This is a genomic window from Streptomyces sp. NPDC041796 (assembly GCF_055590785.1).
In genome coordinates, this window is record NZ_JBVJAH010000001.1 from 348,740 (window position 1) to 360,540 (window position 11,801).

At 71.0% G+C, this 11,801-nt stretch carries 13 protein-coding genes; 9 read left to right on the top strand and 4 right to left on the bottom strand.

What is annotated here, in order from left to right:
• The first annotated feature begins 58 nt into the window (after positions 1-58).
• Positions 59-718 carry a response regulator transcription factor gene (locus ACZ6C1_RS01600; RefSeq protein ID WP_469236659.1) on the top strand — a complete coding sequence of 220 codons (660 nt, stop codon included), beginning with the start codon at positions 59-61 and terminating at the stop codon, positions 716-718.
• On the top strand, positions 715-2,097 hold the full coding sequence (locus ACZ6C1_RS01605; protein WP_469236661.1) for a sensor histidine kinase: 1,383 nt from the start codon (positions 715-717) through the stop codon (positions 2,095-2,097). The genes ACZ6C1_RS01600 and ACZ6C1_RS01605 overlap by 4 nt, the downstream gene beginning before the upstream one ends.
• 4 nt (positions 2,098-2,101) lie before the next feature.
• Here ACZ6C1_RS01605 and ACZ6C1_RS01610 read toward each other — a convergent pair whose 3' ends face one another.
• The 4 genes from ACZ6C1_RS01610 to ACZ6C1_RS01625 all read right to left on the bottom strand — a co-directional run bounded on the left by ACZ6C1_RS01610 (position 2,102) and on the right by ACZ6C1_RS01625 (position 4,775).
• The gene (locus ACZ6C1_RS01610) at positions 2,102-2,578 is read right to left on the bottom strand and encodes a MarR family winged helix-turn-helix transcriptional regulator (RefSeq protein WP_469236663.1); all 477 of its coding nucleotides are present in this window, start codon (positions 2,576-2,578) and stop codon (positions 2,102-2,104) included.
• A gap of 138 nt (positions 2,579-2,716) precedes the next feature.
• On the bottom strand, positions 2,717-3,490 hold the full coding sequence (locus ACZ6C1_RS01615; protein ID WP_469236665.1) for an AIM24 family protein: 774 nt from the start codon (positions 3,488-3,490) through the stop codon (positions 2,717-2,719).
• Entirely contained in the window at positions 3,487-4,137 is a 651-nt protein-coding gene (locus ACZ6C1_RS01620; RefSeq protein WP_469236666.1) for an AIM24 family protein, read from the bottom strand. Before ACZ6C1_RS01620 ends, ACZ6C1_RS01615 begins: the two co-directional genes overlap by 4 nt.
• The gene (locus ACZ6C1_RS01625) at positions 4,137-4,775 is read right to left on the bottom strand and encodes an AIM24 family protein (RefSeq protein WP_469236668.1); all 639 of its coding nucleotides are present in this window, start codon (positions 4,773-4,775) and stop codon (positions 4,137-4,139) included. The genes ACZ6C1_RS01620 and ACZ6C1_RS01625 overlap by 1 nt, the downstream gene beginning before the upstream one ends.
• A 173-nt stretch (positions 4,776-4,948) precedes the next feature.
• Here ACZ6C1_RS01625 and ACZ6C1_RS01630 point away from each other — a divergent pair, with 173 nt between their 5' ends.
• The 7 genes from ACZ6C1_RS01630 (at position 4,949) to glxA (ending at position 11,763) form a co-directional block, all read left to right on the top strand.
• Positions 4,949-5,293, top strand: a complete 345-nt coding sequence (locus tag ACZ6C1_RS01630) for a DUF3817 domain-containing protein (protein WP_469236670.1) — start codon at positions 4,949-4,951, stop codon at positions 5,291-5,293.
• Complete coding sequence (locus ACZ6C1_RS01635; protein WP_469236672.1) at positions 5,290-5,583, top strand: MTH1187 family thiamine-binding protein; 294 nt, start codon at positions 5,290-5,292, stop codon at positions 5,581-5,583. The genes ACZ6C1_RS01630 and ACZ6C1_RS01635 overlap by 4 nt, the downstream gene beginning before the upstream one ends.
• Positions 5,584-5,754: 171 nt before the next feature.
• The gene (locus tag ACZ6C1_RS01640) at positions 5,755-6,552 is read left to right on the top strand and encodes a hypothetical protein (RefSeq protein ID WP_469236674.1); all 798 of its coding nucleotides are present in this window, start codon (positions 5,755-5,757) and stop codon (positions 6,550-6,552) included.
• Positions 6,549-7,229 (top strand): DUF4166 domain-containing protein, encoded by a 681-nt coding sequence (locus tag ACZ6C1_RS01645; protein WP_469236676.1) that lies wholly within the window; start codon positions 6,549-6,551, stop codon positions 7,227-7,229. Before ACZ6C1_RS01640 ends, ACZ6C1_RS01645 begins: the two co-directional genes overlap by 4 nt.
• A complete protein-coding gene (locus ACZ6C1_RS01650; protein WP_469236677.1) occupies positions 7,226-7,876 on the top strand; it encodes a TetR/AcrR family transcriptional regulator in 651 nt (216 codons plus the stop codon). Before ACZ6C1_RS01645 ends, ACZ6C1_RS01650 begins: the two co-directional genes overlap by 4 nt.
• A 137-nt stretch (positions 7,877-8,013) precedes the next feature.
• The gene (locus ACZ6C1_RS01655) at positions 8,014-9,801 is read left to right on the top strand and encodes a glycosyltransferase family 2 protein (RefSeq protein WP_469236679.1); all 1,788 of its coding nucleotides are present in this window, start codon (positions 8,014-8,016) and stop codon (positions 9,799-9,801) included.
• Positions 9,802-9,804: 3 nt separating this feature from the next.
• A complete protein-coding gene (glxA, locus tag ACZ6C1_RS01660) occupies positions 9,805-11,763 on the top strand; it encodes a radical copper oxidase GlxA (RefSeq protein ID WP_469236681.1) in 1,959 nt (652 codons plus the stop codon).
• Positions 11,764-11,801: the final 38 nt, after the last annotated feature.

Consider the following 11,801-nt stretch of genomic DNA (forward strand, 5'->3'; position numbering starts at 1 on the left):
GAACGCAGCCTGAAGGTGGCTGAAGGGTTCTTCAGGTTCCTTTTGGGACCCTGAACCCATGCGCCTGTTGATCGTGGAGGACGAGAAGCGGCTCGCCCTGTCCCTGGCCGCCGGCCTGCGGGCCGAGGGGTTCGCCGTGGATGTGGTGCATGACGGGGCGGAGGGACTGCACCGGGCCGGGACCGGTACGTACGACCTGGTCGTGCTGGACATCATGCTGCCCGGCATGAACGGCTACCGCGTGTGCGGGGCGCTGAGGGCCGCCGGGCACGACGTACCGATCCTGATGCTCACGGCGAAGGACGGCGAGTACGACGAGGCGGAGGGGCTCGACACGGGCGCCGACGACTACTTGACCAAACCGTTCTCGTACGTGGTTCTGGTGGCGAGGGTGAAGGCACTGCTGCGGCGCAGCGGGGGCAGCCCGTCGCCGGTGCTGAGCGTGGGGGCGCTCCGGGTGGACACGGCGGGACGGCGGGTCTCGGTGGGGGACGCGGAAGTCGCGCTGACCACGAAGGAGTTCGCCGTGCTGGAGCAGCTGGCCACCCGGGCGGGGGAGGTCGTGTCGAAGGCGGAGATCCTGGAGCACGTCTGGGACTTCGCGTACGAGGGCGACCCGAACATCGTCGAGGTGTACGTGAGCGTGTTGCGGCGGAAGCTGGGGGCCGGGGTCATCACGACCGTGCGGGGTGCCGGGTACCGGCTGGAGGAGCGGTGAGGTCGGTACGCGCCCGGACCGCGGCGGGGGCGACCCTGGTGGTCGCGCTGGCCCTCGTGGTGGCGGGGGTCGCTCTGCTGGGAGTGCTGCGGGCCAATCTCGTGGACCAGGCGGAGCTCCAGGCGGAGGTGTCGGCGCGGTCGGTGGCCTCGCAGATCGCGGGCGGCACGCCGTTCACCCGGCTGGACCTGCCCGACGACACCGAGGAGCACCCGGTGCAGGTGGTCGACGACGAGGGGCGCGTGGTGGCCGTAGGGGAGGACATCGAGGCCATCGGGGGGACGGGGAGCCCGGGTACGAAGGCCGTGGCGGCGGGTCCCGGGGAGGCGGAGGCGGAGGCGGAGGCCGGTGAGGTCGCGGAGGACGCCGCGCACTCGACGGGTGAGGTCACCGTGGACGGTGAGACCGCCACGTACCGCTTCGCCGCCGTGAAGGCGTCCGGGCCCCAGGGCGAGGCCACGGTGTACGCGGGCGCGCCGCTGGCCACCGAGACGGCGACGGTCGCGGGCGTACGGGAGGCGATGCTCGCCGCGCTGCCGCTGTTGCTGCTGGTCGTCGGAGGCGTGACGTGGCTGGTGACCCGGCGGGCGCTGAAGCCCGTCGAGGGCATCAGGCGGGAGATGGCGGCGATCACGGCGTCGGAGGACCTGTCGCGGCGCGTTCCGGAGCCGGGGACGAGGGACGAGGTGGCCCGGTTGGCGCGGACGACGAACGAGACGCTGGCGGCGCTGGAGGCGAGCGTGGAGCGGCAGCGGCGGTTCGTCGCGGACGCGTCGCACGAGCTGCGCAGCCCCATCGCGAGTCTGCGCACCCAGCTGGAGGTGGGGGCGGCGCACCCGGAGCTGCTGGACGTGCCGGGGGCGGTGGCCGACACCGTACGGCTGCAGCAGCTCGCCGCCGACCTGCTGCTGCTGGCCCGGCTGGACGCGGGGGAGCGGCCCGGTTCCGGGCGGGTCGACCTGGCCGCCCTGGTGCGGGAGGAGACCGCCCAGCGGGTGGGGGACCGGGTCCCGGTGCGCGTGGAGGTGTCGGACGCCGAGGTCGGCGGCTCGCGCGGGCAGCTGGCCCGTGTGCTGGGCAACCTCCTCGACAACGCGCAGCGCCACGCGGAGACGGTCGTGACCGTGACGCTGCGCCGCGAGGGCCGGCACGTCGAGCTCACCGTCGCGGACGACGGGGCCGGCGTGCCGGAGCCCCAGCGGGAGCGGATCTTCGAACGGTTCGTCCGCCTGGACGACGCTCGCAGTCGCGATGAGGGCGGGGCGGGGCTGGGGTTGGCCATCGCCCGTGATGTCGCGGTGCGTCATGGCGGCACGCTCACGGTGGGGCGTGCCCCGCAGGGCGGTGCCCGGTTCGTGCTGCGGCTGCCGGTGGGGTGACGCCCTACGGTTTGCCGCGGAGGCCGCGGAGCTGTTCGGCGATGGGTTTGAGGGACTGGCGCAGGTCGCTCAGGGCTTCGGGGCTCAGCAGGTCGATGAAGTGCTTGCGCACCGAGTCGACGTGGTGCGGTGCGACCTTCTGCATGGTTTCCATGCCGTGCTCGGTCAGGACCGCGTACAGCCCGCGCCGGTCGGACTCGCAGTTCTCCCTGCGTACCAGGCCCGCGTTCTCCATACGGGTGACCTGGTGGGAGAGCCGGCTCTTGGACTGGAGCGTCGCGGCGGCCAGGTCGCTCATCCGGAGGCGGCGGTCGGGCGCCTCCGAGAGGTTGACCAGGATCTCGTAGTCGTTGTTGGTCAGGCCGAATGGCTGGAGGTCCTTCTCCAGCTGGTACGTCAGCAGCCTGTTGACGTCCAGATAGGTGCGCCAGGCGCACTGCTCGGCATCGGTCAGCCAGTTGGTGGCCGTCTCGGTCTCCATATATGGATTCTACCTAAGAAGTTGAATTCTGGACGAATGAGGGTCGGTGACGCCGGGCACGCCGGCCCCCCGGTCCTCGCGTCCGCACCGGGTCGAGGGTGCAGACGTTCGAGGGCGTCACACTCCGCAGACTACCGCTCACAGCCCGAAGCGACGCTGGAGGTCCCCCAGCTGTCCGGGAAGGCGCGGTGAGGATCCGTGGTGACCTTGGCCGGATCCCGCCCCCGGAACACCCGCCTCGTGCGGCACGGCACCCGTCGCCTGCTCCGGCATCAGCGCCTCCGACGACTGGAGCAGCACCGTCCCGGCCCCGACGAACTCGAACTGGTGCTCCTCGCCCGACGCCCCGCCGAGGCCCGTCAGTGCCCGCAGGCCGCCCATCACGCCCGTCATGTAGCCGTGGTCGTAGTGGTGGCAGGGCGAGGGGCAGTCCGCCCAGCCCACCAGGGCCTGCGGGTCGACCCGGAGCGGCGGCTCCATGAAGACGACCGGGCCGTTCGACGCGGCCACGAACTTCCCGGTGCCGATGAGGGTGAGGAAGCCCGGCACGATCGACTGCTTCAGGGCGAGGCTCGGCTGGTAGGCGAGGAGGTTGCCGGCCCGGATGGTGAGGTTGCCGTCGTCGAGGTCGAAGGAGTTCACGTCGAACGCACGGTCCGCCAGCAGCATCTTGCCGCTGCCCTCCGCCACCACCCAGTCGCTCGCGTGGAGCGGGGAGTGGAAGCTGGAGCGGACCAGCCGGTCCAGTCGGCCGTGCCCGATGCCGTTGAAGTCGATCCGCCCGTAGTAGGCGATCATCTTGCCCTTCTGCAGGAACCACTGGGAGCCCTTCAGCTCCACGCAGAAGGTGTACGGATTGACGTTGTCGTCGCTCGGCAGGGTCGACGGGTCGTGAATGACGGGCGTGCTCACAGCTTCTCCTCCGACGCCTGGACGTACACCGCACCACTGCCGCTGAGCTCCAGCTGGAACGCCTCGCCGGAACCGCGCCCCACCATGTCGCGCCAGCCGAGCGCGGTGGAGAGCTTGTTGCGTACGTCGCCGTGGTGGGCGACGTAGGCCTGCGGGTCGACGTGCACGGGACGGCCCGGGGTGATGGGCAGTTCGATCACCCCGCCGTGGGCCATCACGGCGACCGCGCCGTGGCCCTTGAGGGTCGTGGTGAACAGGCCCTGGCCGGTGACCTGGCCGCGCACCATGCCCATGACGCCGCCCTGGGAGCCCATGAACATCGTGCCCTGCTGGAGCGTGCCGTCGAAGGCGAGCAGGCGGTCGGCCTCGACGTACAGGGTCTCGCCGGTGAGGTTGATGAGCTGGATGTGGTGGCCGCCGTGGCCGAACATCACCGTGCCGCTGCCCTCCACGGTCATCAGCGGCGCCGCCTCGTCGGCGACCCGTCGGCCGATCATCGACATCACGCCGCCCTGGCCACCCGCCATGTTCGGCGTGAAAGTGACGTCCCCGCGGTAGGCCAGCATCGCGCCACGCTGGCTGAACATCTTCTGTCCGGGGGAGACGGTCGCCTCGACCATCTTGGAATTGACCTCACGGAACGGCATCAGACGTCCCCTCCGACCGTGTTGCGCTCGCTGGGCTGCACGTACACGAGACCGTCGCCCTCGAAGCGGATCTGGAACGCCTCGCCGCCCCCCTCGCCCATGAGTGTGCGGAAGGTCACGCCGGACTGGAAGTTCTGCTGGAGGTTGCCCTGGTGGGCGATGTACGCGCCGGGGTCGACCGAGAGCGGGTACTGCGGGGTCACGCGCAGCACCACGGCCGGCCCGTCCGACATGATCGCGGCCCGGCCGCTGCCCTCGACCGTGGTGGTGAACAGCCCGGTCCCCGTGGCGCCGCCGCGCAGGCCGGTGAAGGTGGTGCCGGTACGAAGGGAGGCCTCGGCGCACAGCAGGTTGCTGGACTCGACGTACAGCTTGTCGCCGTGGAGGGAGACGAGGTTGATCTCGGAGGCCCGGTCGGCGAAGTAGCAGGTGCCCTGCCCCTTCACCTCCATCAGCTCCATCTGCTCGCCGGTGAGGCGGCGGGTGACCATCCCGCGCAGGCCCTCACCCCCGCCGGACATCTTCTTGAAGGCCATCTGGCCGTCGTAGGCGACCATCGAGCCGTTCTTCGCTTTGACGGTGTCGCCGGTCATGTCGACGGCGAGCACTTTGCTGCCTTGGAGTCGGAACGTTGCCACGCGACGACGGTAGCCGGTGCGCGGGAGTGCGGACAGCGCCCTGGGGACGATCCCGACCCTGATAAAGGGTGGGCAAAAGGGCCTGTCACAATGGACCGGTCGCTTGTGCATCGATTCACAAGATCGGTGCGCGGCGACAGTCGACCCCCGACCGACGCCGAAGGTGCTGCCTCGTGGACATCAAGACCGCCGCCTCCCTCCACCGCCTCCGACTGGTCTCCGCCCCGGAGGCCGTGTCGTTCATCCTGCTGCTCGTCTGCTCGGTGCTGAAGCGCACGACGGAGTTCAACGCGGTCCCGGTGATGGGCGCGGTCCACGGCGTGCTCTTCGTCCTGTACGTGCTGTTCTGGGCGGACGCCTGGAACCGGACGAAGTGGGAGCTGAAGACCGCCGCTCTCTACTTCGTGCTGTCCGTCCTGCCGTTCGGTGGCTTCTTCGCCGACCGCAGGCTCAAGCGAGCCGCCGACGACGCGGTGATCGCCTCCCGCGCCCGCCGCGAGGGCACGGTGAACGCATGATCGTCGCCTTCTCCGTCACCCCGCTCGGCGTCGGCGAAGAGGTCGGCGAGTACGTCGCGGACGCGGTGCGCGTGGTCCGCGAGTCGGGTCTGCCGAACCGCACCGACGCGATGTTCACCTCCGTCGAGGGTGACTGGGATGAAGTCATGGACGTCGTCAAGCGCGCCGTCGCCGCCGTGGAGGCGCGCGCGCCGCGCGTCTCCCTCGTGCTGAAGGCCGACATCCGGCCGGGCGTCGAAGACGGCCTGACCGCCAAGGTCGAGACGGTGGAGCGCCACCTTTCCGCCTGACGGCGCCCGGCGGGGCCCGGCGGCGCCTGTCCGCCTCACGGCGAGCAGCCACAACCCCTGGTCCTCATGGGCCGGGGGTCTTTTCATGGGCATGACTTGAGCGACTGCTCAAACAGCGGTAGCTTTCCGTTGAGCAGTCGCTCAAGACCGGGCGTGAACGGGGGATTCGTCATGGGGCTCTACATAGAGACGCGTATACGCGCCGACCTGGAGATCCTCTGGGAGCGCACCCAGGACCCGGCGCAGCACCAGCGGTGGGACCTCCGCTTCACGGAGATCACCCCCCTCCCGGGCCCGCCCGGCCGGCCCCAGCGGTTCCGCTACGCGACCCGGGTGCTGCCCTTCCTGACCGTCGCCGGCACCGGTGTCTCCGCGGGGGAGCGCCACCGGGCCGGCGGCGAGCGGGTCTCGGCCCTGAGGTTCGCCTCGCCGCACCCGCTCTCGCTGCTCGCCGAGGGCAGCGGCTACTGGCGGTACGTCCCCACGTCCGACGGCGTCCGCTTCCTCACCGGCTACGACTACCGGCCGCGCTGGGGACGCTTCGGCGCGGTGGCCGACCGGCTGGTCTTCCGGCCCGTGATGGGCTGGGCGACCGCCTGGTCCTTCGACCGGCTGCGGCTCTGGTGCGAACACGGCGTCAGCCCCGCCCGGTCGCTGGCCCACGCCCTCGGGGAACTGGCCCTACGGTCCCTCGCCGTCGCCGTGGCGGTCCTCGGCTGCCTGTGGGCGGTGTGTCCGGACATCGGCGGGGAAGCGGTCGCGCTCGGCGCCACCGTGTGGAGCCCGCCGGTCGCCGGCCCGCTCGGCGGCCCGGCCGCGGTGCTCGTCGGGCTGGGCTCCGTCGCGCTCGCCGCCGTCGCGCTGCTCGCCCCGCCCTCACGCCGTACCCCCGCCGCCAGGCGCTGCCGGCGCACCCCGCCCGCACGTACCGCCCCGCCCGCCCTCCTCGCGACCCTGGAGCACGCATGACCTCGATCTTCGCCCGTGCCATGGGGGACGACTTCCGGCGTCTGCACCCGCAGCTGCGGCGGCGCTTCTCGGTCGGGCTCGACAGCGGCGAGATGTGCGTGGGCCGGGGCGTGATGGACCGCATCTGGCACGGGCCGGCCTTCGTCAAGCCGTTCCTCGCCCTCGGCGGCACCCGCAACATCCTCGTCCCACGCACCGGCCGGCACGTCCCCTTCACCATCGAGAACGTCCCCTACCCCGACGCGTACGGTCGCGAGACCGTCACCTTCGTCCGCACGTTCGCGCTGCCCGGCGGGCCGCGCCGCTTCGACGCCACCATGATCCACAGCCCGGAGCGCGACTGCGTGCTCGACTACCTCGGCACCCACCAGCACCTCGCCAGCGACCTGCACCTGAGCGCCGAGCCCGACGGCTCCCTGCTCATCCGCTCCGGGGAGCACCGCTTCCGCGAGGGGCGGATCGACGTTCGCGTGCCCGAGCTCGTCGGGGGCGACGCCGAGGTGCGCGAGTCCTACGACGACACCACCGGCCGCTTCCGGATCCGCGTCCGCGTCACCAACCGGTACGCCGGCCCGCTCTTCGGGTACGAGGGGTCGTTCACCGCCCACTACGCCGACGTACGCTCGCACGGGGTGCGGGCCGGGCTGCGCCCGGTACGCGAGGAGATACGGGCGTGAACGCGGAAGCCAAGAGCCAGGAGACGAAGGTCAAGCTGCTGGAGGGGGCGCTGCGCACGCTCGCCGAACAGGGCATCGCCAAGACCTCCGCCCGGGCGGTCGCCGCCGCCGCGGGGGTCAACCAGGCACTCGTCTTCTACCACTTCGGCTCCGTCGACGAGCTGCTGGCCGCCGCCTGCCGCCACGGAGCCGAACAGACCGTCGCCCGCTACCGCGACCGGCTCGCCAGGGTGACCGGCCTCGCGGAGCTGCTCGCCCTGGGCCGGGAGCTGCACGCCGAGGAGCGGGAGGCGGGCAACGTCGCCTTCCTGGGCCAGTTGCTCGCCGGCGCCCAGACCCAGCCGCGTCTCGCGCCCGCCACCGCCGCCGGGCTCGACCTGTGGATCGTCGAGATCGAGAAGGTCCTCACCCGGGTGCTGGCAGGGACCCCGCTCGCCGAGTTCACCGACAGCGACGGGCTCGCGCGGGCCGTCGCCGCCTCCTTCGTCGGCCTGGAGCTGTACGAGGGCGTCGACGGCGACGGTGCCCAGAGGGCCCTCGACGCACTGGAGCAGCTCGCCGCCCTGGTCACCGTCCTCGACGAACTCGGCCCCCTCGGCCAGCGGGCGGTGCGGCACCGGCTGCGGCGTACCGGCGGACGCGGCTGAGGGCGCCCGAGGAACCCCGTCGCCACGCGCCAAACCGCTCCCGCGGCAGAAACGCCCGCTCGGACGCCTCCAGTCGACACGTCGCCGAATCTCCCCTTCCGTGGGATATGGCGACCCGCTCGACAGCTGGAGGAACCGTGCGGCCGGAAGGCTACGACTACGACACCTACAGCCGTCTCGCCGGTCCCCTGACGGAACCGGACCGGGCGGCCTATCAGGTGCGTTACCGCAGCCTGCTCTCCCAGGAACCGCACCGAATACGTGCCGTCCTGCTGATGACCCTCGCCCCCGCGCTCTCCGCGGTGCTGCTGGTCTACCTCGTCTGGCCCACCCACTGGACCACCCGCGAGGGCGGCGACCGGTGGCTCATCGGGTTCGACACCGTCATGCTCGTGTCGATCGGGCTCATCTGTCTGTTCATGCTGATCAACGTCGTCTCCGTCGCCCACGCCACGATGGTCGCCCGCGACCCCGTACCCGTCGTCCCCCGGAAGGGGACCCGCGTCGCGTTCCTCACCACCTACGTGCCGGGCAAAGAACCCCTCTCCATGCTGCGCGCCACCCTCGAGGGCGCCGTCCGCGTCACCCACGACGGACGGCTCGACGTGTGGCTGCTCGACGAGGGCGACGACGAACAGGCCAAGGCCCTGTGCCGGGAGCTCGGCGTACGCCACTTCACCCGGGCCGGCGTCCCGACCTGGAACCGCCCCGCGGGCGTCCACAAGGCCAGGACCAAACACGGCAACTACAACGCCTGGATCGCCATGCACGGCGACGACTACGACTTCTTCGCCTCCGTCGACACCGACCACGTGCCGCTGCCCGACTTCCTGGAGAGGACCCTCGGCTACTTCCGCGACCCCGACATCGCCTTCGTCGTCGGACCCCAGGTGTACGGGAACTACACCTCGCCCGTCACCAAGGCCGCCGAGTCCCAGCAGTTCCTGTTCCACGCCCTGATCCAGCGCGCCGGCAACCGCTACCACGCCCCCATGTTCGTGGGTACGAACAACGTCGTACGCGTCCGCGCCGTCAAACAGATCGGCGGGCTCTACGACTCGATCACCGAGGACATGGCCACCGGCTTCCAGCTCCACCGCACCGTGAACCCGCGCACCGGCCGCCTGTGGCGGTCCGTCTACACCCCCGACGTCCTCGCCGTCGGTGAAGGACCGGCCACCTGGACCGACTTCTTCACCCAGCAACTGCGCTGGTCACGGGGCACCTACGAAACCCTCTTCACGCAGTACTGGAGGGCGTTCTTCCGGATGCCGCCGGGCCGGCTGCTCAACTACACCCTGATGCTCCTCTATTACCCGATGACCGCCGTCAACTGGTTCCTCGGCATCCTCTGCTGCGTCCTGTTCCTCTGGCTCGGCGCCACCGGCACCCAGGTGTCGTCCTCCGTCTGGCTGATGCTCTACAGCGACGCCGCCGCCCTCCAGATCGGCCTCTACCTGTGGAACCGCCGCCACAACGTCTCCCCGCACGAACCGGAGGGGTCCGGCGGGCTGGCCGGCATGGCGATGTCGGCGCTCTGCGCGCCCATCTACCTCAAGTCCCTGACCGCGGCGCTCCTGCGGACCGACGGCCGCTTCGTCGTCACCCCCAAGGGCGGCGAGGCGAGCCCCGACCGGCCGGCCACCTTCCGCATCCACCTGTACTGGGCCGCCCTGCTCGTCGCGTCGCTCATCGCCTCCGCCCTCCTGGACCACACGCACGCCGCCATGCGCACCTGGGCGGTGCTCGCCCTCGCCATCGCGCTCGCCCCGGTCGCGGTCTGGGGCTGGGGCCAGGGCCGGGAACGCCGGGCACACGCCCGCCTCCGCGCCCTCGGACCGAAGCCGGCCGCGCAGGGGAAGGCGAAGCCCCCGACCGGCGACGAGCCCGAGCCCGCCTTCGCGACGACGACAGGAGGGAACTGACCCATGGCCTACCGGCCGTCGAAGAAGCTCAAGAAGAACCTGCTGGGCGGTGGAGCGGTGGTTCTCCTCGCGGGCCTGAACGCGCCGGCCGCACTCTCCTTCGCCGAGGAGAAGTACCACGCGTACAAGATCTCCCAGCCCGGTTACCAGGCCTCCTACGGCTCCTGGCGGCAACTCGACGTCCCCGGCGAATACCGGGTCAACGCCATCCACGCCGCCCTCCTCCACACCGGCAAGGTCCTCCTGATCGCCGGTTCCGGCAACAACCAGAAGAAGTTCGACGCCGGCACCTTCGAGACCGTCCTGTGGGACCCGGTCAAGCACACCTTCAAGAAGATCCCCACCCCGGAGGACTTCTTCTGCGCCGGTCACAGCCAACTCCCCGACGGCCGGCTCCTGGTGGCCGGCGGCACCGCCCGCTACGAGGTCCTCGACGGCGAGGTCAAGCGTGCCGGCGGCGGTATGCGCGTCAAGAACGAGAGCCCTGACAAGGCCGTCACCCTCAAGAAGGGCACCGTCTTCCGCTCGCCGTCGGGCGTCGAGTACGTGTCGAAGTTCGACGTGACGGTCCCCAAGGCCAAGCGCGACTTCACCATCCCGTACTTAAAGAGCGGCCAGGCGAAACCCTGGGAGACCAAGGTCACCGCCGCCGAGGCGCGGGTCTTCGTCGAGGCACGCGAGGAGGGCCCCAGGGCGCTGACCACCGAGGCCGCCCAGTACAAGGTCCTCGGCCTCAAGGGCGAGGACGCGGACAACGTCTACGGCATCGCGCAGAAGCTCACCACCGAGAAGCAGGACTTCCAGGGCATCAAGGCCGCGTACGAGTTCGATCCCAAGGCCGAGAAGTACGTCCCCGTCGCCCCCATGAAGGACGCCCGCTGGTACCCCACCCTGGTGACCCTCCAGGACGGCAAGGTGCTCGCCGTCTCTGGTCTCAACGACGTCGGCGACGTCGTGCCCGGCGACAACGAGATCTACGACCCGAAGACCAAGAAGTGGACCAAGGGCCCCTTCCGCTACTTCCCCACCTACCCGGCGCTCTTCCTCACCCAGGGCGGCAAGCTCTTCTACACCGGCTCCAACGCCGGGTACGGGCCCGCCGAGAAGGGCCGCGTGCCCGGCCTGTGGGACCTGAGGAAGAACACCTTCCAGGAGATCGAGGGCATCACCGATCCCGACCAGCTGGAGACCTCCGCCTCACTGCTGCTGCCGCCCGCCCAGGACCAGAAGCTGATGGTGCTCGGCGGGGGCGGGGTCGGCGAGTCCGCGCTGTCCACCGCCCGCACCGCGCTCATCGACCTCAAGGCCGCCAAGCCCGCGTTCCGCACCGGCCCCTCCCTGCCTCAGGGCACCCGCTACCTCAGCAGCGTGCTGCTCCCCGACGACACCGTCTTCACCACCGGAGGGTCCGAGGAGTACCGGGGCCGCAGCGGCAGCGACATCCTCAAGGCGCAGTTCTACGAACCGAGGACCGACTCCTTCCGGGAGGCCGCCGAGCCGACCGTGGGCCGCAACTACCACTCCGAGGCGCTGCTGCTGCCGGACGGACGCGTGGCGACGTTCGGATCGGACCCGCTGTTCGACGACAAGGACAACACCAGGCTCGGCACCTTCGAGCAGCGCGTGGAGATCTTCACCCCGCCCTACCTGCACGGCGGCGGCGCCGAGGCCCGGCCCGTGCTGGGCGAGGGCCCCCGGGAACTCGACCGGAACGGCCGGGCGACCTTCCGCACGAAGGACGCCGCCCGCATCACCGAGGCACGGCTGATGCGGCCCAGCGCGGTGACGCACACGACGGACGTGGAGCAGCGCTCCATCGAGCTGGGCCTGACCAAGACCACCGACGCGGTGACGGTCGAGGCGCCGCTGGACCGGACGCTGGTCCCGCCCGGCTGGTACATGCTGTTCGTGATCGACAAGGACGGGCGGCCGTCGGTGGCGAAGTGGGTCCGGGCCGACTGAGTCCGGGCCGCCTGAACCGCGTCACCCGGCCGCCCGGG

Bases quoted from the DNA above. Each gene is read 5' to 3' on its own strand.
- ACZ6C1_RS01620 (WP_469236666.1), bottom strand. From the start codon at position 4,137: ATGCCGTTCCGTGAGGTCAATTCCAAGATGGTCGAGGCGACCGTCTCC.
- ACZ6C1_RS01600 (WP_469236659.1), top strand. From the start codon at position 59: ATGCGCCTGTTGATCGTGGAGGACGAGAAGCGGCTCGCCCTGTCCCTG.
- ACZ6C1_RS01610 (WP_469236663.1), bottom strand. From the start codon at position 2,578: ATGGAGACCGAGACGGCCACCAACTGGCTGACCGATGCCGAGCAGTGC.
- glxA (WP_469236681.1), top strand. From the start codon at position 9,805: ATGGCCTACCGGCCGTCGAAGAAGCTCAAGAAGAACCTGCTGGGCGGT.
- ACZ6C1_RS01635 (WP_469236672.1), top strand. From the start codon at position 5,290: ATGATCGTCGCCTTCTCCGTCACCCCGCTCGGCGTCGGCGAAGAGGTC.
- ACZ6C1_RS01645 (WP_469236676.1), top strand. From the start codon at position 6,549: ATGACCTCGATCTTCGCCCGTGCCATGGGGGACGACTTCCGGCGTCTG.
- ACZ6C1_RS01640 (WP_469236674.1), top strand. From the start codon at position 5,755: ATGGGGCTCTACATAGAGACGCGTATACGCGCCGACCTGGAGATCCTC.